Annotated in this window: 22 protein-coding genes; 12 read left to right on the forward strand and 10 right to left on the reverse strand. The window is 65.8% G+C overall.

Features of this window, described 5'->3' with window-relative positions; translation table 11 throughout:
- Positions 1-438: 438 nt before the first annotated feature.
- The 4 genes from AYK61_RS20880 to AYK61_RS20895 are packed head-to-tail and all read left to right on the forward strand — an operon-like array spanning position 439 to position 4,514.
- Positions 439-1,401 (forward strand): ABC transporter ATP-binding protein, encoded by a 963-nt coding sequence (locus tag AYK61_RS20880; RefSeq protein ID WP_121872239.1) that lies wholly within the window; start codon positions 439-441, stop codon positions 1,399-1,401.
- Positions 1,401-2,171 carry an ABC transporter permease gene (locus tag AYK61_RS20885; protein ID WP_121872240.1) on the forward strand — a complete coding sequence of 257 codons (771 nt, stop codon included), beginning with the start codon at positions 1,401-1,403 and terminating at the stop codon, positions 2,169-2,171. The genes AYK61_RS20880 and AYK61_RS20885 overlap by 1 nt, the downstream gene beginning before the upstream one ends.
- A gap of 26 nt (positions 2,172-2,197) precedes the next feature.
- Complete coding sequence (locus tag AYK61_RS20890; protein ID WP_121872241.1) at positions 2,198-3,655, forward strand: M28 family peptidase; 1,458 nt, start codon at positions 2,198-2,200, stop codon at positions 3,653-3,655.
- A gap of 37 nt (positions 3,656-3,692) precedes the next feature.
- Complete coding sequence (locus AYK61_RS20895; RefSeq protein WP_121872242.1) at positions 3,693-4,514, forward strand: adenylate/guanylate cyclase domain-containing protein; 822 nt, start codon at positions 3,693-3,695, stop codon at positions 4,512-4,514.
- Here the strand turns inward: AYK61_RS20895 and thiD are convergent.
- On the reverse strand, positions 4,476-5,330 hold the full coding sequence (thiD, locus tag AYK61_RS20900; protein ID WP_032393765.1) for a bifunctional hydroxymethylpyrimidine kinase/phosphomethylpyrimidine kinase: 855 nt from the start codon (positions 5,328-5,330) through the stop codon (positions 4,476-4,478). The two genes, AYK61_RS20895 and thiD, sit on opposite strands and share 39 nt — an antisense overlap.
- Before the next feature lie 292 nt (positions 5,331-5,622).
- Between thiD and AYK61_RS20905 the strand changes: the two genes are divergently transcribed.
- The 3 genes from AYK61_RS20905 (at position 5,623) to AYK61_RS20915 (ending at position 7,097) form a co-directional block, all read left to right on the forward strand.
- Positions 5,623-5,949: a GNAT family N-acetyltransferase gene (locus AYK61_RS20905; RefSeq protein WP_037186711.1), complete on the forward strand. Its 327-nt coding sequence runs from the start codon at positions 5,623-5,625 to the stop codon at positions 5,947-5,949.
- A 112-nt stretch (positions 5,950-6,061) separates the two neighbouring features.
- Entirely contained in the window at positions 6,062-6,415 is a 354-nt protein-coding gene (locus tag AYK61_RS20910) for a GNAT family N-acetyltransferase (protein WP_121872964.1), read from the forward strand.
- Positions 6,416-6,500: 85 nt separating this feature from the next.
- Positions 6,501-7,097, forward strand: coding sequence for a hypothetical protein (locus AYK61_RS20915; RefSeq protein ID WP_121872243.1), 597 nt, complete (start codon positions 6,501-6,503; stop codon positions 7,095-7,097).
- Here the strand turns inward: AYK61_RS20915 and AYK61_RS20920 are convergent.
- From AYK61_RS20920 to AYK61_RS20930, 3 genes are read right to left on the reverse strand one after another with little or no spacing between them, the layout of a single operon-like run.
- The gene (locus AYK61_RS20920) at positions 7,067-7,867 is read right to left on the reverse strand and encodes an exodeoxyribonuclease III (protein ID WP_121872244.1); all 801 of its coding nucleotides are present in this window, start codon (positions 7,865-7,867) and stop codon (positions 7,067-7,069) included. The genes AYK61_RS20915 and AYK61_RS20920 overlap by 31 nt on opposite strands.
- 11 nt (positions 7,868-7,878) lie before the next feature.
- Entirely contained in the window at positions 7,879-8,823 is a 945-nt protein-coding gene (locus AYK61_RS20925; protein WP_183130474.1) for a GNAT family N-acetyltransferase, read from the reverse strand.
- A gap of 23 nt (positions 8,824-8,846) precedes the next feature.
- The gene (locus AYK61_RS20930; protein ID WP_121872965.1) at positions 8,847-9,452 is read right to left on the reverse strand and encodes a peptide deformylase; all 606 of its coding nucleotides are present in this window, start codon (positions 9,450-9,452) and stop codon (positions 8,847-8,849) included.
- Positions 9,453-9,714: 262 nt separating this feature from the next.
- Here AYK61_RS20930 and AYK61_RS20935 point away from each other — a divergent pair, with 262 nt between their 5' ends.
- From AYK61_RS20935 to AYK61_RS20950, 4 genes are all read left to right on the forward strand, one after another.
- A complete protein-coding gene (locus tag AYK61_RS20935) occupies positions 9,715-10,053 on the forward strand; it encodes a DUF3263 domain-containing protein (protein ID WP_032393769.1) in 339 nt (112 codons plus the stop codon).
- A 58-nt stretch (positions 10,054-10,111) separates the two neighbouring features.
- Positions 10,112-10,630 (forward strand): LytR C-terminal domain-containing protein, encoded by a 519-nt coding sequence (locus tag AYK61_RS20940; RefSeq protein ID WP_259468139.1) that lies wholly within the window; start codon positions 10,112-10,114, stop codon positions 10,628-10,630.
- 113 nt (positions 10,631-10,743) lie between these two features.
- The gene (gene sodC, locus AYK61_RS20945) at positions 10,744-11,454 is read left to right on the forward strand and encodes a superoxide dismutase[Cu-Zn] (protein ID WP_121872246.1); all 711 of its coding nucleotides are present in this window, start codon (positions 10,744-10,746) and stop codon (positions 11,452-11,454) included.
- Positions 11,417-12,586, forward strand: a complete 1,170-nt coding sequence (locus AYK61_RS20950) for a glutamate--cysteine ligase (protein ID WP_121872247.1) — start codon at positions 11,417-11,419, stop codon at positions 12,584-12,586. The genes sodC and AYK61_RS20950 overlap by 38 nt, the downstream gene beginning before the upstream one ends.
- Before the next feature lie 10 nt (positions 12,587-12,596).
- Here the strand turns inward: AYK61_RS20950 and mnhG are convergent, their stop codons facing one another.
- Genes mnhG through AYK61_RS20980 form a run of 6 tightly spaced genes read right to left on the reverse strand, consistent with a single transcriptional unit; the run spans position 12,597 to position 18,962 of the window.
- Positions 12,597-12,935, reverse strand: coding sequence for a monovalent cation/H(+) antiporter subunit G (gene mnhG / locus AYK61_RS20955; protein ID WP_094613935.1), 339 nt, complete (start codon positions 12,933-12,935; stop codon positions 12,597-12,599).
- A gap of 22 nt (positions 12,936-12,957) precedes the next feature.
- Positions 12,958-13,215 carry a monovalent cation/H+ antiporter complex subunit F gene (locus AYK61_RS20960; protein WP_121872248.1) on the reverse strand — a complete coding sequence of 86 codons (258 nt, stop codon included), beginning with the start codon at positions 13,213-13,215 and terminating at the stop codon, positions 12,958-12,960.
- A complete protein-coding gene (locus AYK61_RS20965) occupies positions 13,212-13,853 on the reverse strand; it encodes a Na+/H+ antiporter subunit E (RefSeq protein ID WP_397485505.1) in 642 nt (213 codons plus the stop codon). The genes AYK61_RS20960 and AYK61_RS20965 overlap by 4 nt, the downstream gene beginning before the upstream one ends.
- 2 nt (positions 13,854-13,855) lie before the next feature.
- Positions 13,856-15,499 carry a Na+/H+ antiporter subunit D gene (locus AYK61_RS20970; RefSeq protein WP_121872250.1) on the reverse strand — a complete coding sequence of 548 codons (1,644 nt, stop codon included), beginning with the start codon at positions 15,497-15,499 and terminating at the stop codon, positions 13,856-13,858.
- Complete coding sequence (locus AYK61_RS20975; protein WP_121872251.1) at positions 15,496-16,116, reverse strand: Na(+)/H(+) antiporter subunit C; 621 nt, start codon at positions 16,114-16,116, stop codon at positions 15,496-15,498. Before AYK61_RS20975 ends, AYK61_RS20970 begins: the two co-directional genes overlap by 4 nt.
- Positions 16,113-18,962: a Na+/H+ antiporter subunit A gene (locus AYK61_RS20980; protein ID WP_121872252.1), complete on the reverse strand. Its 2,850-nt coding sequence runs from the start codon at positions 18,960-18,962 to the stop codon at positions 16,113-16,115. Before AYK61_RS20980 ends, AYK61_RS20975 begins: the two co-directional genes overlap by 4 nt.
- A 260-nt stretch (positions 18,963-19,222) precedes the next feature.
- Here AYK61_RS20980 and AYK61_RS20985 point away from each other — a divergent pair, with 260 nt between their 5' ends.
- Positions 19,223-19,633: an NUDIX domain-containing protein gene (locus tag AYK61_RS20985; protein ID WP_366243109.1), complete on the forward strand. Its 411-nt coding sequence runs from the start codon at positions 19,223-19,225 to the stop codon at positions 19,631-19,633.
- Positions 19,634-19,683: the final 50 nt, after the last annotated feature.

Raw genomic sequence — 19,683 nt, forward strand, 5'->3', positions numbered from 1 at the left:
CCGACTGCGTCGTCGGCGCAGCGTCGCCTGTGGTGCTGCGCATCTCGCAAACGCGCGCGCATTCGTGAAACGCGCGCGGAGTAGTGGTGACACGAGGGCGATTCCGCGCGCATCTGGCAAACGCGCGCGCGTTTGCGACCGCATGCCGCCCGCTCGACCCGCATGCCGCCCGTTCGACCGCTGCGTCGCCGCATCCGGCAAACGCGCGCGCATTCGTGATACGCGCGCGAAATAGTGGCGAATACGAGGACCATTCCGCGCGCACCTGGCAAACGCGCGCGCGTTTGCGACCGCGCCTAGTTGGCCACCGGCGCGCCTAAGTGACCGCTCGCCGCCCCTGCGACCGACTGTCTCAGGGTGTGTGTCATCCGAAAGGATGATGGAGAAGGCGACTGTGGGTCGATGTGCGGGCGCTGTCGATGGGGGACAGTTGTACCCATGATCGAAGTGACAGGACTGACCAAGCAATACGGCGCGGTGACGGCGGTCGACAACCTCACCTTCACCATCAAACCCGGCATCGTGACCGGCTTCCTGGGCCCCAACGGCGCAGGCAAGTCGACCACGATGCGGATGATCCTCGGCCTCGACCGCCCCACCAAGGGCACGGCGACCATCGAGGGCAAGAGCTACAGCCATCTCAAGCAGCCACTGCGTACCGTCGGCGCTTTGCTCGACGCCAAGTGGGTTCATCCGAACCGTTCGGCGCGTGCACATCTCGAGTGGATGGCGGCCTCCAACGGCATTCCGAAGTCGCGCGTCGACGAGGTGCTGCGTCTGGTGGGCCTGTCCGAGGTGGCCAAGAAGAATGCCGGTGGCTTCTCTCTCGGTATGTCGCAGCGGCTCGGCCTCGCCGGCGCGTTGCTCGGCGACCCCAAGGTGTTGCTGTTCGACGAGCCGGTCAACGGACTCGATCCCGAGGGCATCGTCTGGATCCGAAAGTTCATGCAGCGCTTGGCAGCCGAGGGCCGCACAGTGCTGGTCTCGAGCCACCTGCTCTCGGAGATGGCGCAGACCGCGGAACACCTCATCGTCATCGGACGCGGCAAACTGATCTCCGATTCCTCGGTGCAGGAATTCATCGACCATGCCTCCGAGGCATCGGTGCGCGTTCGCAGCCCGCAACTCGACGGTCTGCGCCAGGCGTTGACCACCGCCGGACTCACCGTGCGCGAGCCGGACAAGACCGATGAACTTCAGCCCTCGCTCGTGGTGCTGAACTCGACCACCGACGCGATCGGCGACATCGCCGGTCGATCCGGAATCACCCTGCACGAGTTGGCCTCTCAGCGAGGCTCGCTTGAGGAAGCATTCATGAAACTCACCGGAGACACAGTGCAATACCACGGCGCGGGAGCCGAAAACCCCAACACTCAGCAAGCGATGGGCGGTTCACTCTGATGGGCGTCTTGGCAGCAGAAAGAATCAAGTTCACCTCGACCAAGTCGCCGTGGTGGTGCAGCGCTATAGTGGTGGTGTTCGGCCTCGGTTTCGGAGCCATCCTCGGGTGGGCGGCCAAGACCGCCATCGGACCCGATGCGCCGGAAGGCCTGCCTCCGACGACTGCCTACGACGTCGTCGCCAGCGGTGTGGGCGGGCTGGGCATCATGGTGCTGATGATTCTGGCGGCACTGACCGTCACCAGCGAATACCGGTTCGGTCTGATCCGTACGACGTTCCAGTCGGTCACCAATCGGGCTTCGGTCCTCGGTGCGAAGGCTCTCATCGTCGGTGTGTACGGCGCGGTGCTGTCTCTCATCCTGGCGTTCGGTGCGCTGTTCCTGGCGAAGTCGATTGCAGGCGAGGAGGCCGGGGCGCTCCTCGGCTTCGATGTGGACGGTACGTGGCGTGTCGTCTACGGCGCGGCGATCCTGGCGTTCGTACAGATCGTTCTGGCAGTAGCAGTGGGTGCGCTCATTCGGCAGTCCGCCGGTGCCATCGCCGTGTTGCTGCTGTGGCCGCTGCTCATCGAGAACGTGATCGGCCTCATCCCGAAGGTGGGCGAGAAGATCCAGCCGTTCATGCCGTTCCTCAATGCCAATCACTTCCTCGGCTCCAGCGGCGGAATCGACTTCCATTGGGGTCCGATCGGTAGCCTGATCTACTTCGTCGTCTTCACCGCGGTGATCTTCGGGGCAGCCGTGTTCGTCGTCAATCGTCGGGACGCCTGACGCTGCTCGCCGGTAGGGTGTCCGCTATGCGGATTTCCTTGCTTGCAGGTAGCGCTGTCACTGTCTTGATTCTGGCCGGTTGCTCGTCCACCTCGGACGAGGAACCGGCCAGAGTTTTCGCGACACCCGACGGGCCGGGGCTCTCTGCCGCGGTCACCGAGGAGGCGTTGGTGGGGCACCTCGAACAATTGGAAGCCATCGCCGCCGAGAACGACGGAAACCGCGCGGCCGGCACCGCCGGTTACGACGCGAGTGTCGATTATGTTGTCTCGCAACTCGAATCGGCCGGGTTCGAGGTCACCACCCCGGAATTCGAGTTCGAGACCTTCGAGGCGCAGACCCAAACTCTCTCGCTGGCGGGCACCGAGATCCCGGTGTTCGCGCTCAGTTACTCGCCGACCACCACAGCCGAGGGGATCACCGCACGCGTCGTCGGCGCTCCGGCCGGCGCAGACGGCTGCGAGGCAGCCGATTACACCGGCCTCGACCTGGCCGGAGCCGTCGCGGTCGTGCCGCGCGGAGTGTGCCCGTTCGGTGTGAAGCAAACCGTCGCAGCAGAACTGGGTGCGGCCGCCGCGATCATCGTCAACAATGAACCGGGACCGCTCGATTCGGGCACGCTCGGCGACGCCGACACCGCCCGGATTCCGACCGGCGGTGTCAGCCAGGAGGACGGCGCGGCCGTTCTGGCCGCACCCGAGGTGACGCTGACACTCGTCACCGAAACCGAAACGACCAACAGTCGCAACATCATTGCGCAGACCACCACCGGTTCCACCGAGAACGTGGTGGTCACCGGTGCGCATCTCGACAGCGTCCCCGAAGGCCCCGGCATCAACGACAACGGAACCGGCACGGCGGCAGTCCTCGAGACCGCACTCCAGATGGGCAGTGCCCCAGAGGTCACCAACGCGGTGCGTTTCGCGTTCTGGGGTGCCGAGGAGAACGGACTCGTCGGCTCGACCAAGTACGTCGAGGGCCTGTCCGACCAGGACAAGCGAAACATCTCGCTGTACTTGAACTTCGACATGATCGGCTCGAACAACGCCGGCTACCTCGCCTACGACGGAGACGACTCCGACCAGGTGGGTGAGCCCGCCGGACCGGCCGGATCCGACGCCATCGAGCGCACTTTCGTCGAGCGACTGGCAGAGGAGGGCGTAGCCGTCGACGGGACCGATTTCGACGGTCGCTCGGACTACGGCCCGTTCATCGAGGTCGGCATCCCCGCCGGTGGCGTGTTCAGCGGAGCGGACGACACCAAGACCGCAGCGCAGGCCGAGAAGTGGGGCGGCACCGCGGATCAGACCTTCGACGAGAACTATCACACCGACCAGGACACCCTGGCGAACGTCGACCGCGCCGCACTGGCGAAGAACGGTGCGGCCGTGGCCTACGGCATCGGTGTCTACGCGCAGTCGGTCGAGGGCCCCAACGGGGTTCCGGTGGGTGCCGAGCGCGAGGCCGCGCGCGCCGAAGGGTGAGGGAAAGTATGTGTAACCGTGGGTTACGCTCGATGCTGTGAACGCAGTCGTCTCCTCGGTCGTGGAGTGGGTCCGCACCACCAACCGAGCGCCCGCGGTGGTCGGGGCGGTTCGACGGGTGCGCCGCGCACTACCGGGTGACCCCACGTTCGGCGATCCTCTCTCGATCGACGGTCCGGGCAGAGCCCTGGCCGTCGCCCGCGTCGCCGACAGGTTCTTGGCTGCGAACGGACTCGACGACGAACCCGGCGCGTCCCGCGAAGTGGGCCTCGGGGCGTTGCAGCTGTGGCAGGCGATCCTCGAACGCGCAGGCCGTGGCCGCGGCGAGCACGACGTCACCATCGTGTTCACGGACCTCGTCGGCTTCTCGTCCTGGTCGCTGCGGGCCGGCGACACCGCCACCCTGACGCTGCTGCGCAAGGTCTCCAAAGCCGTCGAACCCGAGGTCGCATTCCGCGGTGGCCACGTCGTCAAGAGGTTGGGCGACGGCATCATGGCGGTGTTCGCCGATGCGGGCAAAGCCGTCGACGCGGTCTTCGCGGCCCGCGAGGCCCTGAAGGGCGTCGACGTCGACGGCTACACCCCGACGATGCGCGTCGGCATCCACACCGGCAGCCCGCGTCAGGTGGGATCGGACTGGCTGGGCGTCGACGTCACCGTCGCCGCGCGGGTCATGCAGACCGGCGGCAACGGCAACGTCATGATCTCCGCGTCGGCCCTGGAGGCGGTCCCGCCGGAGGTGCTCGACGCCTTACGCGTGGTCTCCAAGCCCTATCGCCGCAGCTTCTTCGCTCCGAAGATCAAGGGCGCACCCGACGACCTACGCATCCTCCGACTCGTGCAGTCGCCACAACGGTGACACCGGTCCGTGGCCTGCGCCCAGATCGTAGGACGCGGCCAGGCAGCGGGTGACCCACTCCTTGCCGAACGCCACCGCGTCGGGCATGGAGTATCCGTGCGCGAGGGCCGAGGCGATCGATGCGGCGAGGGTGTCGCCGCCGCCGTGATCGTTGCCGGTGTCGATGCGCTCGCTGGTGAACTCGAGGAACGTGTCGCCGTCGAACAGCAGGTCGGTGCTGTGCGTGGACGTCCGCAGGTGACCGCCCTTGACCAGGGCCCACTGCGCGCCCAATCCGTGTAGGGCCTCGGCGGCGCGGTGTGCGCTGGAATCGTCGACCACATCGATTCCGGTGATCAGCCGAACCTCGTCGAGGTTGGGAGTCACCAGCGAGGCGATGGGAAACAGGGTGTGGCGGATGGCGTCGAGGGCTTCGGCGTGCAGCAGTGGATCGCCGTGCATCGACGCGCACACCGGATCGACGACCAGGGGAACCGGCTGATCTCGGCCGATGCCGACTTCGGTGCAGACGGCCGTGACCGCTTCGATGATGGCGGTGGAGGCCAACATTCCAGTCTTCGCTGCGCCGACGCCGATGTCGGAGACGACGGAGCGAACCTGTGCGGCGACGACGTCCGGCGGAATCTCGTGGAAGCCCGTCACGCCGACGGTGTTCTGGACCGTGACCGCAGCGACGGCAACGCAGGCGTGGACGCCGAGCAGTGCCATCGTTCGGCTGTCCGCTTGGATTCCGGCACCGCCGCCGGAGTCGGTTCCGGCGATGGTCAGCGCGCGGACAGGAGTCTCGCCGTTGGGCGTGAGCGGTAGGAACTTCACGAGAGATGACAGTACCGGCGGGCGGGGAGTCGGCGGTCTCGGCAGGCGAATCGGATTGCCGAGTACGTGGCGAATTCATGGGCCGACCTTGAATGTTGTTGTATCACAACGCCGAACAGGGTCGCTTATGATCCGTACCAGCATTCGTGCCGTGTTGGATGGACAAACCTACGCAACCGAAGGTTTGTTGGTAGAAAAGGTGACAGAGCCCCCGTGCGCATGTTTAATAGTGGTGCACGTCACAGAAGATTTCATTCGTTCATCACTCCACACACAGCGAAGGAGGCGTCCCATGCTGGCAAGTTCTCCTAGCGCTGATGTCTCGATCAACAAAGACCAGAACCGGTTCGAGCTTCGACTGAACGGTGATCTCGTCGGGATCGTCGGCTTCTACGAGGTCGAGGGGAACGGCAAGCGTGCGACGCGTACCCATGTCGTGTCCTTCATGCACACGGTCGTGACCGAGGATTTCGGTCATCAGGGTCTGGCCGGCATTCTGGTGCGCCGCGCGCTCGACAGTGCTCGGTCCTACGGCTGGAAGGTCAAGCCGGTCTGCACCTACGTGCAGCGCTTCGCCGCGGCCAATCCCGAGTACAACGACATGCTCGTCGCGCTCTGACGTCTGGCTGTCGATCGGTTACGGTAGGGGCCGGTCACATTAAGGGCACGACTCGGCGACGATCGATGCACTTACTTCGCGTCACATGGACAACACTGGTCTCATCAGTGACATGAGTCACATACTTCCACGGCGGGTTCACGGGCCGGCTCCGGTCGACCGACCCGCCGTTCGTATCGAGGACGACGTCGATCACAACAGGTTCGATCTCTTCGTCGACGACGAACTCGTCGGCATTCTCGGGTATCGCTTCGGTGAGGGCGACGACGGCGGCGGCGGCCCGGTCGTCGCGCTCATGCACACCGTCGTCAAGGAGGAGTACGGCGACCGTGGGTGGGCGGGCGTGCTGGTCCGAGCGTCGCTGAACACCGCTCGAGATCGGCAGTGGCGCATCGTTCCGATCTGCACCTACGTCCGGCGGTATCTGGCGCAGCATGATGAATTCCTGGATCTGATCGCCGAATAGAGAGCAGTGCTCTTGTTTTATCGGCGCATCGATTGAATACTGCTTCCTGTAGAGAGCGCCGCTCTCGAAAGGATGGCCTTCCCCGATGCGTGTAGCCCTGTATCTGTTCGTCGGAGTCATGTTCGCCGCATATCCCGCACTGCGCCCCTACTCGGACGAGGTGGGCAGCGCGGGAGCCGACGCCTTCGCATCCTCGAACTGGGTGCTCTCTCACACCTTCGCCATGCTCGGCTTCGTCGCGCTCGGGCTGACCGTGCTCTACGGCGGTCGACGGTCAGATCTTGCGGTGGTGACCACCTGGATCGGCGTCGGCTTGGTGCTGCCGTACTACGGCGCGGAAACCTTCGCGCTGCATGTCCTGGGTGTCGATGCCGTACGCAACGCGAACCCGGGCCTGATCGATCTGGCCGACCCGATTCGGTACTCGCTCGTGCAGTCCGTCATGTTCGGGCTCGGACTCGTGCTGATCGCCGTCGGGCTGGTGGTCTTCGCTCTACGCAACCGCTACGCCGCGGTGCTCGCTGCAGGGTTCGTGCTCATTCTTCCGCAGTTCTACACCCCGCCGGCCGTGCGGATTGCGCACGGAGTGCTGATCGCCGTCGGGGCGATTCTTGCCGCGAGGGCAGCGGCGAACAGGTCGGTGGACTCTGCTCAGCCGATCTCCACGATCACCGGAGCGTGATCGCTGGCCCCCTTGCCCTTGCGTTCTTCGCGGTCGATCGACGCACCGGTCACCCGAGCCGCCAGGGCCGGGGAGGTCAACGCCATGTCGATGCGCAGACCCTGCTTCTTGGGGAACCGCAACTGCGTGTAGTCCCAGTAGGTGTACGTCCTGGGCTCGGGGGTGAACTGCCGCGTCACCTCGGTGAAGCCGGCGTCGCCGAACGCGGTGAAGGCATCACGCTCGGCCTGGGAGGTGTGGGTCTTGCCCTCGAACAGTGCGGGATCCCAGACGTCGTCGTCGGTGGGTGCGATGTTCCAGTCGCCCACGAGCGCGATCTGCGCCTGCGGATCCGCTGCCACCCACGCCTGCGCGTCGGCCTTCAGCGCAGCGAGCCACTCGAGCTTGTAGGTGTAGTGCGGATCGGCGAGTTCGCGGCCGTTCGGCACGTACAGGCTCCAGACGCGAACCCCGTCGCACGTGGCACCGATGGCGCGGGCCTCCTGAGCGGGATCGACCTCGGGATCCTTGCTGAACCCGGGCTGATCCTCGAACCCGACCTGCACGTCGTCCAGGCCGACGCGAGACGCGATCGCGACGCCGTTCCACTGGCTCAGCCCGACGTGGGCGACCTCGTACCCGATGTCGGTGAACCGCTGATACGGAAACTGTGCGTCCTTGCACTTGGTTTCCTGCATCGCCAGAACATCGACATCGGATCGCTGCAACCAATCGACGATTCGATCCTGACGAGAGCGGACGGAGTTCACATTCCAAGTAGCCAAGCGCACGGGAACGAACCCTATCGAACGCCCCCGACAGGGTTCGGACCGATCGCGTTCTCGGGCCGGGCATAGCGATAGCGATGATGGTCCTCGAAGCCCAGGTCTCGGTACAGGGCAACGGCTTCGATGTTGTTCACGGCCACCTGCAGGTACGCGTGCGTCGCGCCGTGCCCGCGTCCCCAGCGCACCAGTTCTCCGCACATCAGGGTGCCGAGCCCGTTGCGGCGATGTTCGGGGGAGACCCAGAGCGAGGTCAATCCCACCCAGCAGCGACCGTCCGGGGCGGTGGTGACGGCCGCGCGACCCACGGCGGCTGCCGACGGCGACCGCGCGCCGATCATGCCGAAACCGAGGGTGCCGCCCCGGACTGCGGCGACCACCTCCGCTGCGCCTGCTGGTGCCTCGCTGCCCTGGTAGCGCAGGGACGTCAACCACTCGGGTGTCGGCTCCGCGGCGACGGAGATCGCCGAATCGCCCTCTCGTAGAACGATTTTCGAAATGTCCGCAGCCATGACGGCGGTCTCGTTGTAGGTCCGCCACCCGGCCGGCGCGCTGCCGAGACGGTCCGGGAGGGAGAGCGTCGGCGGCAGTCCGCGCGCGGCGTATCGGTCGACGATCTGCGCGAGAGTCTCTTCCGTCGTCGATGCTCCGGGCTCGAGGGGTGCCGCCGAGTTGGCGCGGCCGGTGAACCCGTGACCGAACCGCAGCTGCCAGCCGTCGATCCATTCCCGCTCCACGCCCGGCCAGCCGTCTGCGGCAGCGGCCTCGAGCGAGCGGATTTCCGAGGTTCGAATCGGTTTGGGCCCCAGGGGTTTCAACGCTACGACTCGTTCGGCCGCGACCTGCACCAACGTGCCGTCCCGGCCGCGCACCGCGACCGTACCGGCGTCGATGGACACCAGTTCGCCGATCACGTCCGTCATCGGGTGGGTGTGGCCGGGTGGCAACCGGTAGCGAAGCATCACCCGCGTACCCACCGGGACGGTCAGTCGTCGTCCTCGTCGTCGTCGTGGCCGAACGGGTCGTCCACCGTGCCGGGCGTCCAGCTCAGCCCGGGCACGCCCCAGCCGGCGCGCTTGATGGCCTTCTTCGCGGCCCGCGCATGCCGACCGATGAGCACGTCGGTGTAGAGGAAACCGTCGAGATGTCCCACCTCGTGTTGGAGCATCCGAGCGAAGAAGCCGCGGCCCTCGATGTCGACGGGATCGCCCTCGGCGTCCGTGCCGGTCACGCGAGCCCACTCGGCGCGCCCGGTGGGGTGCTGCTCGCCGGGGACGGACAGGCAGCCCTCGTCGTCGTCGTCCGGGTCGGGCATCGTCTCCGGGATCTCCGACGTCTCGAGCACCGGGTTGACGACCTCGCCGCGGCGGCGGAAGATCTTGCCGTCCTCGCCTTGATCGGGGCAGTCGTAGATGAACAGGCGCTTGCCGACGCCGACTTGATTCGCGGCGAGACCGACGCCGTTCGCGGCGGCCAAGGTCTCGTACATGTCGGCGATCAGCTCGGCCAGCTCGGCGGGTGACTCGGTGACGGGAGCTGTTGCGGTGTGCAGCACCGGATCGCCGACGATCCGGATGGGAAGAATTGCCATGGTTGTGAAGGATAGTGGGCGAGAGTGGAGCCTGCGGAACGACCCGAGTGCCTGGCGCATGTGGTCGAGCACGTGGAACACGCCACGCGCGGGTACCTCGCGGGAGCCGTGCTCGAGCCGTCGAGCATGGTTGAATGATCCCAGAAGTACAACTGTGTAATTCGGTCGGTGCTCCTACGGGTGCCGGCAGTGCTGGGGGAAGCAGATTTCTCCGGGTAGGTGATCCTGCAGACCCGAGGAAGTCGAGAAGTCGAGGAGTGGGATGGACGGCGCAGCAGCGCGTGACTCGAACCAGTCTCAGCAACCGGGAAGTTCGGACGGCTCTCAGGATCCGAACGAGGTCGGCGCGGACGGACTGAGTCGACGAGAGCACGACATCCTGTCCTTCGAGCGGCAGTGGTGGAAGTACGCCGGGGCGAAGGAAGAGGCCATCAAGGAACTCTTCTCCATGTCGGCAACCCGCTACTACCAGATTTTGAACGCGTTGGTCGATCGTCCCGAGGCACTCGCCGCGGATCCTATGTTGGTCAAGCGCCTGCGTCGGTTGCGTGCGAGCCGGCAGAAGGCGCGTGCGGCACGTCGGCTGGGTTTCGACGTCTGAGTAGGTCCCAGGGTTCCGTGTACCGAGTCGCCGTGGACGGTCGGCTAGGGTCGAGTACGTGAGCAGCCCGAACCCGGAACAGACCGGGCCACCACTCCGTGCCCTGGCCATGGTGTTGATCTCGCTCGCGATCCTGTTCGCAGCGATCGGTGCGTTGTCGCTGACGGGTTCCGATTCCGACGAGGCGGCCGCCGAGCCCGCCGCCGAGACGACGAGTGCACCGGCTGCGGTTGCACCTACCGCGCAGGCCCCCGCAGTGCCGGTACCGGCAGCCGATGCGCCGACCACCACCGCGTCGGGCACCGCCGCCGACGTCGAGGTGCGCGTGCTGAACAATTCCAACGTCTCTGGCCTGGCGGCAGGCACAGCGAGCACGTTGACCGCCGAGGGATGGACCGTCGCCGAGACCGGCAACTTCAGCGACGCCCAATTCGCGCAGACCGCGGTGTACTACGGCACCACGGCAGGCGAGGAACAGGCGGCGCAGACGATCGCCACGCAGCTCGGCGTCCCGGCCGAGCCCAAGCCGACCTCGCTCGAATCCACGGCAGGCGTTGTCGTCATCGTGACTCAGTAGTCCTACAGCGACCAATTCCACAACGTCGACCTCCGTGCCCGATTCGGCACGATCGGTCGGCACGTTATCATTTTCGAGCCCGGCGAAACTGCCTGAAAGAGGAGCGATTTCCGATGGACATGTTCAAGCGACGCACTGCTGCGACCCGATCGTTGCGTTACGTGGCCCCGGTCCTCGCGATCGCAGCGCTCGGGCTCTCTGCCTGCAGCAACGGCGAGGTTCCGTCCGACGTCCAGGGCACCGTCCCGCCGGTCTGGACCGGCGAGGCCGACCCGGCGGCAGAAGCCGTAGCAGGTGACGGTCCGGCCGAGTCGGGCTCCGGCGACACCATCGAGGGCACCCTGCGCAACGCTGCCGGCGCCGAAGTGGGCACGGTGTCGTTCGCGTCCGAGGGCGACAAGGTCGTCGTCACCGCCGAGGTCGAGGACATGGCCCCCGGCTTCCACGGCTTCCACATTCACACCGTCGCCGCGTGCGAGCCGAACTCCGTGGCACCGACCGGCGGGGAGCCGGGCGCGTTCCTGTCCGCGGGCGGTCACCTGCAGGTCGACGGCCGCACCGAGTACCCGGCCAGCGGAGATCTGACGTCCATTCAGGTCGGCGAGGACGGCACCGGCATGCTCACCACCACAACCGACGCGCTCACGCTCGACGATCTGCGTGCGGATGGTGCCGGAACGGCCGTGATCGTGCACGAGGGTGCCGACAACTTCGCCAACATCCCGCCGCGATACACCCTGCCCGACGGTGCTGCTGTGCCGGACATGACGACTCTGATGACCGGCGATGCCGGCTCGCGGGCGGCATGCGCGGTGCTGCAGTAGTTTGAGCGCTCCGCGGATCGACTTCGCGAGTTCACCGCGCCCGACGCTCGGCGTCGAGTGGGAGATCGCACTGGTCGACAAGAACACGCGAGACCTGGTCAATTCCGCCGAGGCGGTCATGGACGGAGTCCACGATCTGGCCGGGGACACCCCGCGGGTGACGAAGGAACTACTGCGCAACACCGTCGAGCTCGTCACCGGAGTGTGCGAGAACGTCGGGGAGGCGATGGCGGACCTCGGTGAATCCCTGTCGTTGGTCGAGCGTGCCGCGGATCCACTGGGAATCGATCTGTTCTCGGCGGGCACCCACCCGTTCGCCGAGTGGTCCACTCAGCAGCTCACCAGCTCACCGAGCTACGACGAGTTGATCGCTCGGACGCAGTGGTGGGGCCGGCAGATGCTGATCTGGGGCGTGCACGTGCACGTGGGAGTGTCGTCCCCCGACAAGGTCTTTCCCATTCTCAATTCACTGCTGCTGCAGTACCCGCACCTGCTGGCACTGTCGGCGTCCTCGCCGATCTGGGCGGGCAACGACACCGGCTACGCCAGCAATCGTGCGCTGATGTTCCAGCAGCTGCCGACGGCCGGTCTGCCGTTCCAGTTCGAGGACTGGTCGCAGTTCGAGGGATTCGTCCGCGATCAGCTCAAGACCGGTGTCATCGAGCAACTCGGCGGCATGCACTGGGACATCCGCCCCGCCCCCAAGTGGGGCACGATCGAGGTTCGGGTGTGCGACGGGGCGTCGACCAAGCGGGAGCTCGCGGCTCTCGTCGCGTTGACGCACTGCCTCATCGTCCATCTCGACGAACGTCTCGAAGCGGGGGAGACCCTGCCGTCGATACCGCCGTGGCACGTGCAGGAAAACAAGTGGCGGGCCGCCCGGTACGGCCTCGATGCCGAGATCATTCTCGACTCCGACAGCAACGAACGTCTGGTCACCGACGATCTGAACGACCTGCTCGAGAAGCTGACGCCGACGGCCGTCCGACTGAACTGCGTCGACGAGCTGGCAGCGGTGGCCGACATCCCGCGGCTGGGGGCGTCGTATCAGCGTCAGCGGGCGGTGGCCGCGAAATCGGGCGGCGACCTGCGAGCCGTCGTGGAGTCGTTGGTCACCGACCTCCGGTCCTGAACCGCTCGCGCTACTGATCCGATTCGTTCGGTTCCATCTCGTTGACGATCAGCAGACCGTCGCGGCCGCGTTGTTCCCGGTAGGCGACGCGGCCGACGGTGTGCGCGATGACCGGCGCGGTGACCAGGGTGAAGATGCCCACCAGCACGAGCATCCAGATGTCGACGTTGCCGCGCAGGCTGATGACGGCCCCGATCAGAACCATGATCAGCCCGACCACCTGCGGCTTGGTGGCCGCGTGCATCCGCGAGAGGGTATCGGGAAAGCGGACGATGCCCACTGCTGCGGTGAAGGCGAGCAGCGCTCCGAACAGGATGAAGACGGAGGCTATCCACTGGGCTGCGGTCATCGTTCGCCCCTCACTGTGTCGATCATTCGTCCCTCACTCTGAATCGTGCGATGCTGACCGACCCGACGAAGCTGACCAGTGACAGCGCGACGATGGCCGGTACGAGGGTGGTGTCGCGGCTGTAGACGGCCCACACGCCGAGTCCGCACATCGAGAGGGCCAGGATCGTATCCATCGCCACGAGACGGTCCAGCGTGCTCGGTCCGTCGAGCAGTCGGTATGCGGTGAGGATCGCGGCACCGATCAGGAGGGCTCCGGCTATTGCCAGTACGACGGTCACGACCAGTCCCCCTTCCTCTTGTCGTCGGTCTTCTTGTCGTCCCTGGGGGCGTCGAGGTCTTTCGAGGCCGGATCGTCGCCGAGCACTCCGTGGTACTGCTCGTACTCCTGGTAGTGCAGCGGGCTCGGCTTCCAGTCGGAGTCTCGCTCGAACGCGGCGATGAAGAGCTTCTCCAGGTTCCGTACGTAGGCGTAGAAACCGTCGACGGCCTTCTGGGTGCCCATGTCCAACACGTGCACGTAGAGCAGGCGTCTGGTCCGGTCGATCTCGAGCACCATGGTGCCGGGCACGAGGTTCATCGCGTCGACGAACAGGGTGAGCACCAGATCGGACTTGACCGCGATACGGCAGCGCAGCACCCCGGTCACCGGCGGAGCCTTGGGCCGGATGGCCAACCAGGCCACGCTGAAGCTCGATTCCATTGCGTAGTAGAGAAATACGACGGCCAGCTTGACGAGTGAGAACACGTGGATGCGGCCCTCGACCGGAACGCGAGGCAACGGCAGCAACACCATGATGAGCAGCCCCACCGCGATACCGCCGAGGATGTTGGCCGCAGAGACGTTGCCCCACAGCAGAACCCAGATGGCGGTCAACCACGCCAGGGTCCACAGGCGTAGCAGGAAGGAACGGTTCATCTTCATCGAGTGCCTTCCGCTTCTCCGCGTGCCTGCTCGGCGGCCTGATCTCCGACGAATTCCGCACCGCGCACCGCATCGATGTACACCGATCGATCGCGAAGGTCCGCCGCGGCGCGATCACTGATGTCGATGATGGGGCCGGCGAACACCGTCATGGCCAAGCCGACGGCAACCAGCCCGATCGTCGGGATCAGCATGAAGGCCGGCATCCGGCCCACGTCCTCGCGATCACCGAACGCGATGTCCGAGGAATCGTCGAGCAGCGCGGACGGGCTGTTGTCCGCCAGGTCGCCCTCGGGGGCGTCGGCGCGAGCGCGCCAGAACGCCTTGGTCCAGACACGGGCGACGACGTACAGCGTCAACAGGCTGGTGAGAGTTCCGCCTGCGACGAGCAGCCAGGCCAACACACTGCCCTGCTCGCTACCGGCCTGCAGCAGTGCCACCTTGCCGATGAAGCCCGAGAACGGCGGAATGCCACCGAGATTGAGGGCCGGCACCAGGAACACGATCGCCAGCACCGGGCTGGCCGCAGCCAGACCGCCGAGGCGTCGAAGCGACGACGATCCGGCCTGACGCTCGATGAGACCGACGACGAGGAACAGCGTCGTCTGCACCAGAATGTGGTGGGCGACGTAGTAGATCGAGCCGGACAGTCCCGATTGCGTCGACAGCGCGACGCCGAAGATCATGTAGCCGATGTGGCTGACGAGGGTGAACGACAACAGTCGCTTGATGTCGCTCTGTGCGATGGAGCCGAGGATGCCGACGAGCATCGTCAGTAGGCCACAGACCATCAGTACGTTGTCGAGCGAGCCGTCGGGAAACAGCAGGGTGTGGGCGCGGATGATCGCGTACACACCGACTTTCGTCAGCAGGCCTGCGAACACTGCGGTGACCGGTGCCGGGGCGGTGGGATACGAGTCGGGCAGCCACGTCGAGAGCGGGAACACCGCGGCCTTGATGCCGAACGCGACCAGCAGGACCGCGAAGATCGCGGTTCTGGTGCCGGGGTTTATGTCGTCCATCCGTACCGCGATGTGGGCCAGGTTCAGCGTCCCGGTTGCGCCGTACACCAACGCGATGCCGATCAGGAAGATCAGCGAGGACACCATCGAGACCATCACGTAAGACACACCCGCGCGTACGCGGTCCGCACTCGCGCCGAGTGTCAGCAGCACGAACGACGCCGCGAGCAGCACCTCGAAGCCGACGAACAGATTGAACAGGTCCCCGGCGAGGAACGCGTTGCAGACACCTGCGGTCAACGCGAGGTAGGTCGGCAGGAAGATCGAGACGGGCTGGTTCTCGCTGCCGTCGCGGATGCCCTGGCCGATCGAGTAGACCATGACGGCCAGCAGCACGATCGACGAGACGACGAGCATCATCGCCGACAGGCGGTCCACCACGAGGGAGATGCCGAGCGGGGAGTCCCAACCGCCGACCTGCAGGGCGCTGGTGCCGTCGCGGTCGGCGAGGTAGAGCATCACCGACGAGATCGCGACCACGGCGGTCAGCGCGACGAGGGTGATGAAACGCTGCGCACGGGGACGTCGACCGAGCACCAGAGTCAACGCTGCCGCGAGCATCGGAATCAGTACCGGCAGCGGAGTGAGAACGTCGATCACTCCTGGGGAGATCGTCACTGGTCGTCTCCCTTCTTCTCTGGCCTGCTGTCGTCCTTCTCGGCTGTGTCGATGCCGTCGAGCCCGCGCACCTGCGGATCGTCGTCGTCGTCGAAATCACCGTCGTGCAGATCCTCGTAGCATTCGAGGTCCTCGCGATTGACGAGCTGTTCGATCGGAATCGGGTTGCCCTTCGAGTCGAACGCGTCGCCGCCGAAGCTCGGCTCGCCCGTCACCGGGTCGTCCGAGCGGTCGCGGTCGGGGGCCTCGGCCATCGAGCGACGTCGGGAGACCTTGGTGTCCTCGGGGTCGTTCTCGACGTCGTCCTTGGTGTTGAGAGTGAACGACCGATACGCCAGCGCCAGCACGAACGCCGCGATACCCATCGTGATGACGATCGCCGTCAGGATCACCGCCTGGGCCAGAGGATCTGCCATCTCCTGGTTGACGGCGTTGTCGCGGCCCACGATCGGTGGTGCCCCCGCGGGCCCGCCGACGGTGAGCAACAGCAGGTTGACGCCGTTGCCGAACAGCAGCAGCCCCAGCAGCATCTTGGTGATGCTGCGTTCGAGCAGCAGGTAGACACCCGATGCGACGAGGACACCGGTGATGATCAGCATTCCGAGATCTGCGGTCATGGGGCGCTCACTCGGCCTTGGCTCTGCATTTCCACCTGTGCGTCGAGACGCGCACCGAGACTACGGAGCACGTCGAGTACCAACCCGACCACGATGAGATACACACCGAGGTCGAAGAACAGTGCGGTGACCAACTTGATGTCGCCGAGGATCGGCAACGTCATCTCCAACGTCGCCGAGGACAACGCCGGGGCACCGAGGAACATCGACGCCACCGCCGTACCGGCCGCGAAGATCAACCCGAGACCCAGGATCTTCCCGGCATCGATCGGTACTGCCTCGCCGAGCTCGTAGCGCCCACCCGCGAGGTAGCGCAGCACCAGCGCCAATCCCGCGGTGAGGCCACCGGCGAAACCGCCACCCGGAGCGTTGTGGCCGGAGAAGAAGAAGTAGATCGAGAGCACCATGATCGTCGGGAAGATCAACCGCGTCGTGACCTCCAGAATCAACGAGCGATGTCGAGGATCGATCAGATCGCCGCCGAGCAGCCACGTCGTCTCCGCAGCGAAATTCGCATCCGAGGACGAGACGGGGGCGTCGGACACCCGCGGAGCGCTGCCGAACCGGCGGTTGCGGAAGACCAGGCTGGCCACGCCCGTTGCCGCGACGAGCAGAACGCAGATCTCGCCGAGGGTGTCCCAGGCGCGGATGTCCACGAGGATGACGTTGATGACGTTCTTTCCGTCGCCCAGGTTGTACGCGGCGTCCGGCAGAAGGAGTGACACCGGGGCGGTGTTTCGCGCGTTCATCGCGAATGCGCCCAGCACGCTGACGGTCGCTCCGACGGCGACGGCCAGCACGGCGCGGGGGGCGCGCGAACCGGCCGAGCCTCGATCGTCGACCTCGGCAGGCAGCTTGCGCAGCACCAAGACGAACACCACGAGGGTGAGGGTCTCGACGAGGAACTGGGTCAGGGCCAGGTCCGGTGCGCCGTGGATGGCGAAGATGACGCCGCAGCCGTAGCCGGTGAGCCCGACGAGGATGACGCTGGCCAGGCGGTTGCGCATCACCGTGGCTCCGAGGCCACCGGCGATCATGATCACCCCGATGACCAGCTGCAACGGGGTGTTCCACAGGGTGTAGTCCAAGCCGGAGTCCTGGCCGACGAGCAACACGATCATCGGCAGCAGTACCAGTGTCAGCAGGATCGTGCCCTGGGTGAGGGGGAGCGAACCACGCTGAGTGGTGCCGGTCAGGCGGATGGACAGGGCGTCCATGTACTTGAGCACGTTGTCGTAGATGCGGTCTGCGTTGCCGAGCGGGGGATGCTCGAACTTGAGCCGGTTGACGACCCGGTGGGCGATGAACAGCCCGACACCGCCGGTGACGACGACGACCGTCAACGCGAGCGGAAGGTTGAATCCGTGCCAGAGGGCCAGGTGGTAGGGCTCCTGGCCGTACGAGGGGAGGGTGCCAGCGTAGGGACTGACGATGTGGTCGACGACCGAGGATGCGAACCCTGCGACCAGACCGAGCACCGCCAGGAATGCGGGTGCGGCCAGGAACAGTACGGACGGCGCGTGCATCGCCCTGACCGACGGACTCGCCCGCTTGAGCTGCTTGCGTGCGAACGCGCCCCAGACGAACCGGATGCTGTAGGTGACCGTGAGGATCGAGCCGATCACCAGGCCTGCGACGACGACGGCCGCGACCGTGGGATCGAGCGTCGGCGTGCTGATCACGGCCGACAACGCCGTCTCCTTGCCGACGAAACCGAGCATCGGCGGGAGCCCGGCCATGCTGGCCGCGGCCAGCGCGGCTATCGCGGCGAGCCAGGGAGCCTTCTTGCCCAGGTGGGCGAGTTTGCGGATGTCGCGGGTGCCGGTGGTGTGATCGATGATGCCCACGACCATGAACAGCGCCGCTTTGAACATCGCGTGTGCGATCACCATCGTCAGGCCTGCGAGCATGGCCTTCTCGGAGCCGATGCCGACCAGGACCATGAGGAAGCCGAGCTGGCTGACGGTTCCGAACGCGAGGATCAGCTTGAGGTCGAAGGCGCGCAGAGCTCGCCAGCCGGCCAGGATCATCGACAGCAGACCGAGGCTGATCACGGTGGCGCGCCACGGGCCGGAATCGGCGAACCCCGGGGCCAGACGTGCCACCAGGTAGATGCCTGCCTTGACCATCGCGGCGGCGTGGAGGTAGCCGCTGACCGGCGTCGGTGCGGCCATGGCTCCGGGGAGCCAGAAGTGAAGTGGCACGATGGCCGACTTGCTCAGTGCGCCGATGAGGACCAGCACGATCGCGACACCGGGCAACCAGCCGCCCGGCGCGTCCGCGACCAGCTCGGAGAGGTTGTAGGTGCCGGAGACCTGGCCCAGGATGATGATGCCGACCAGCATCGCCAGGCCGCCCGCGGTGGTGACGAGAAGTGCCTGGGTGGCTGCGCGTCTGCTCGAGGCTCGCTCGGCGTAGTGGCCGACGAGCAGGAACGACAGGACCGTGGTGATTTCCCAGAAGATGTAGAGCACCAGCATGTTGTCGCTGGTGATGAGGCCGAACATCGCACCGGAGAACGCGACCATTTCGGCGGCGAACAGCCCGAGCCGGGGCTCGTCGTCCTCGAAGTAGCGTGCGCAGTAGAGCAGAATCAGTGCGCCGATACCGAGGACGAGCAGCGACATGATGGCGGCCAGGGCGTCGAACCGCATGTCGATGTTCATCGACAGGCCGGGGACCCATTCGATGTTCAGGTTCTGTTCGGTTCCCCAGTTGCCGAACACCCAGATCAGGCTGAGCAGGGGTACGAGCGCGAGCGGGAAAAAGGCATTGCGACCCCACCACCGGACGAACAGCGGCGCGAGCAGCGCGGCGGCGGCGTGCGCAAGAAGAATGGCGAGCAAAAATCACTCCGTCGTCTCGGTCGCATCGGCGGTGAAACCGAGCGGTGGTCGTAGGGCGGCGATGAGTAGGGTGTGCGAAGTCCGTGTGAAATTTCGATGTGAAGCTTTGGGAAGTAACGAACCGGTCGCCGAACGGCAGCCGTGAGTTCTCGCTTTCCACTTTACTTTGCGTGGTCGAACGCGTGCCAAGCGGTACAAATCGGTGAGAGTGGAGCCTGCGGAATGACCCGGATCGCGCGCTCGAGTCGAGGGGAGTGTCGGTGAGCAAGCCGGAGCTGATTCGGACCGCCGGGCTGGCGTACGTCCGGGATCGCCGAATGATCCAGACGCGATCGGCCGGCAAGTCTGCGTTCTACATGGCGGGCGGAAAGATCGACCCCGGCGAGACACCCGAGCAAGCACTTCATCGTGAGATCAGGGAAGAGCTCGATGCGGCGGTGACGGATGCCCGGCTGCTCGGGGTGTTCGAGTGCGAGGCATGGGGGCACCCTGCGGGCACGCCGCTCGAGATCACGTGTTTCCTCGCCGATCTGGCCAGTGAGCCGACGCCGACCAGCGAAATCGCCGAGATCAGGTATTTCACCCGTGACGAGTACGCGGCGATGCCCGACGTCGCTCCGGGATCACTGATGGTGTTCGACCGGATGAGAGCACTCGATTTGATCGACTGAAGCGGGTATGTTGGAGACCGAGAGAACGTACGTTCTCCACCGGCCACCGT

Origin of the sequence: Rhodococcus sp. SBT000017, assembly GCF_003688915.1 — a bacterium.
Taxonomy (GTDB): Bacteria; Actinomycetota; Actinomycetes; order Mycobacteriales; family Mycobacteriaceae; genus Rhodococcoides.

Excerpts from the sequence above, each read along its gene's own strand:
- mnhG (WP_094613935.1), bottom strand. The coding sequence starts at position 12,935 with ATGACCGCAGCCCAGTGGATAGCCTCCGTCTTCATCCTGTTCGGAGCG.
- sodC (WP_121872246.1), top strand. The coding sequence starts at position 10,744 with ATGGACATGTTCAAGCGACGCACTGCTGCGACCCGATCGTTGCGTTAC.
- AYK61_RS20975 (WP_121872251.1), bottom strand. The coding sequence starts at position 16,116 with ATGACCGCAGATCTCGGAATGCTGATCATCACCGGTGTCCTCGTCGCA.
- AYK61_RS20950 (WP_121872247.1), top strand. The coding sequence starts at position 11,417 with ATGCCGGCTCGCGGGCGGCATGCGCGGTGCTGCAGTAGTTTGAGCGCT.
- AYK61_RS20925 (WP_183130474.1), bottom strand. The coding sequence starts at position 8,823 with ATGCTTCGCTACCGGTTGCCACCCGGCCACACCCACCCGATGACGGAC.
- AYK61_RS20890 (WP_121872241.1), top strand. The coding sequence starts at position 2,198 with ATGCGGATTTCCTTGCTTGCAGGTAGCGCTGTCACTGTCTTGATTCTG.
- AYK61_RS20885 (WP_121872240.1), top strand. The coding sequence starts at position 1,401 with ATGGGCGTCTTGGCAGCAGAAAGAATCAAGTTCACCTCGACCAAGTCG.
- AYK61_RS20930 (WP_121872965.1), bottom strand. The coding sequence starts at position 9,452 with ATGGCAATTCTTCCCATCCGGATCGTCGGCGATCCGGTGCTGCACACC.
- AYK61_RS20905 (WP_037186711.1), top strand. The coding sequence starts at position 5,623 with ATGCTGGCAAGTTCTCCTAGCGCTGATGTCTCGATCAACAAAGACCAG.
- AYK61_RS20935 (WP_032393769.1), top strand. The coding sequence starts at position 9,715 with ATGGACGGCGCAGCAGCGCGTGACTCGAACCAGTCTCAGCAACCGGGA.
- AYK61_RS20915 (WP_121872243.1), top strand. The coding sequence starts at position 6,501 with ATGCGTGTAGCCCTGTATCTGTTCGTCGGAGTCATGTTCGCCGCATAT.
- AYK61_RS20880 (WP_121872239.1), top strand. The coding sequence starts at position 439 with ATGATCGAAGTGACAGGACTGACCAAGCAATACGGCGCGGTGACGGCG.
- AYK61_RS20965 (WP_397485505.1), bottom strand. The coding sequence starts at position 13,853 with ATGAACCGTTCCTTCCTGCTACGCCTGTGGACCCTGGCGTGGTTGACC.
- AYK61_RS20910 (WP_121872964.1), top strand. The coding sequence starts at position 6,062 with ATGAGTCACATACTTCCACGGCGGGTTCACGGGCCGGCTCCGGTCGAC.